Consider the following 2,352-nt stretch of genomic DNA (forward strand, 5'->3'; position numbering starts at 1 on the left):
CGATCAGGCGGGCGGCGGAGGGGACGCGGGGCCGGGGCAGCGCGGACACCGGTGGCATCCCTGCTCCTCTCGCCGCGTGCGCCGGCCGGCGGGTCCGGTACCGCGGGAGTGGCTGCGGTCCGGTGGCCGGTCCTCCCTTGCGACTGTCCAGCGGCGGCGCCCGCTACGCATCCCGTGGGGTGCCGCCCGGGTGGCGGCGGGCCGTGCGCGGGACGGGGCAAGGGGGCGGCGGAGCGGGAAACGCCGCCGGCCCGGCTGGGGAAGGCCGGGCCGACGGCGGAGCGGGGCCGGGGGTTGCCCCGCAGGGGCGCGGTGAGGGTAGGGCCGCGCCCCGCGGTGGTGGTCGGTTCGGGGCCGGGGCCCCGGGGTGCTACTTGCCCATCGCCTCGCGGGCGTCGACGAAGGCGGCGACGGCGCGCTCGACGTCCTCGGTCGAGTGGGCGGCGGACAGCTGCACGCGGATGCGGGCCTGGCCGTGCGGCACGACCGGGTAGGAGAAGCCGATCACGTACACGCCGCGCTCCAGCAGCAGCTCGGCCAGGCGGCCGGCCTCGGCCGCGTCGCCGATCATGACGGGGGCGATGGCGTGCTCGCCGGGCAGGATCTCGAAGCCGGCCTCGGTCATCTTGGTGCGGAACAGGTGGGTGTTGGCGGCCAGGCGCTCGCGCAGGTCGCCGGACTGCTCCAGCAGGTCGAGCACGGTCAGCGAGGCCGCCGCGATCACCGGGGCGAGCGAGTTGGAGAACAGGTACGGGCGGGAGCGCTGGCGCAGCAGGGCGACGATCTCGCGGCGGGCGGCGACGTAGCCGCCGGAGGCGCCGCCGAGGGCCTTGCCGAGGGTGCCGGTGATGATGTCGACGCGGTCCATCACGCCGTGCAGCTCGGGGGTGCCGCGGCCGGTCGGGCCGACGAAGCCCACGGCGTGCGAGTCGTCGACCATGACCATCGCGTCGTAGCGGTCGGCGAGGTCGCAGATCTCCCGCAGCGGGGCGATGTAGCCGTCCATGGAGAACACGCCGTCGGTGACGATCAGGCGGCGGCGGGCGTCCTGGGTGGCCTTGAGCTGCTGCTCCAGGTCGGCGAGGTCGCGGTTGGCGTAGCGGTGGCGGCGGGCCTTGGAGAGGCGGATGCCGTCGATGATGGAGGCGTGGTTGAGGGCGTCCGAGATGACGGCGTCGCGCTCGTCCAGCAGGGTCTCGAAGACGCCGCCGTTGGCGTCGAAGCAGGAGGAGTAGAGGATCGTGTCCTCCTGGCCGAGGAAGTGCGAGAGGCGCTCCTCGAGCTGCTTGTGCACGTCCTGGGTGCCGCAGATGAAGCGGACGGAGGCCATGCCGTAGCCCCAGCGGTCCAGGGCGTCCTTGGCGGCGGCGACCACGGCGGGGTGGTCGGCGAGGCCGAGGTAGTTGTTGGCGCAGAAGTTCAGCACCTCGCCGGGGCGGCCGCCCGCGGTGACGGTGACGGCGGCGCTCTGCGGGCTGCCGATGACCCGCTCGGGCTTGAAGAGGCCGGCCTCGCGGATCTCGTCGAGGGTGGCGGCGAGGTCTTCGCGCACGTTGTCGAACACGGGTGGTGTCTCCCTGGATGGAGGTTCGCTGACGGGGTGCCGGGCGGTCGGGGCGGTCGTGCGGTGCGGGACCGCCCGGCACGGGGCGGTGCGGGGCTGGGCGGGTCGGTGCGGGGCCGGGCGGTGCGGGCGGTGCGTGCTCAGACGGTCCAGTCGAGGATGATCTTGCCGCAGCTGCCGCTCGCGGCCTCGTCGAAGGCCTCGGCGAAGTCCGTGGCGGCGTACCGGCCGGTGATCACCGGGGTGAGGTCCAGGCCGCCCTCCAGCAGGACGGACATCGCGTACCAGGTCTCGAACATCTCGCGGCCGTAGATGCCCTTGATGGTGATCATCGAGGTGACGATCGACGCCCAGTCCACTGGGAACTCGTCGGCGGGCAGGCCCAGCATGGCGATCTTGCCGCCGTGCGTCATGTTGGCGATCATCGAGCGCATCGCCTCGGGCCGGCCGGACATCTCCAGGCCGACGTCGAAGCCCTCGCGCAGGCCCAGCTGCTGCTGGCCCTCCTCGATGCTGTGCTGCGAGACGTCCAGCGCCAGGGTGACGCCGACCTTGCGGGCGAGGTCCAGGCGGTACGGCGAGACGTCGGTGATCATCACGTTGCGGGCACCGGCGTGCCGGGCGACCGCGGCGGCCATGATGCCGATCGGGCCGGCGCCGGTGATCAGCACGTCCTCGCCGACCAGCGGGAAGGGGGTGGAGGCCGCGGCGGACTTCCCGTCGTCCTTGTTCACCATGTAGAGCGTGATGCAGCTGCCGACCAGCAGGACGGCCAGCACGGTGCCGAG

At 73.5% G+C, this 2,352-nt stretch carries 2 protein-coding genes; both read right to left on the reverse strand.

Going from position 1 to position 2,352, the window contains the following annotated elements:
* Positions 1–370: 370 nt before the first annotated feature.
* On the reverse strand, positions 371–1,564 hold the full coding sequence (locus tag ABZ641_RS33480) for a glycine C-acetyltransferase (RefSeq protein ID WP_344625869.1): 1,194 nt from the start codon (positions 1,562–1,564) through the stop codon (positions 371–373).
* Positions 1,565–1,704: 140 nt separating this feature from the next.
* Positions 1,705–2,352 (reverse strand): zinc-binding dehydrogenase (locus tag ABZ641_RS33485; protein WP_359988013.1); only part of this gene is annotated, 648 nt, incomplete at its 5' end.

Source organism: Kitasatospora sp. NPDC007106 (genome assembly GCF_040634455.1).
Lineage (GTDB): Bacteria > Actinomycetota > Actinomycetes > Streptomycetales > Streptomycetaceae > Kitasatospora > Kitasatospora arboriphila.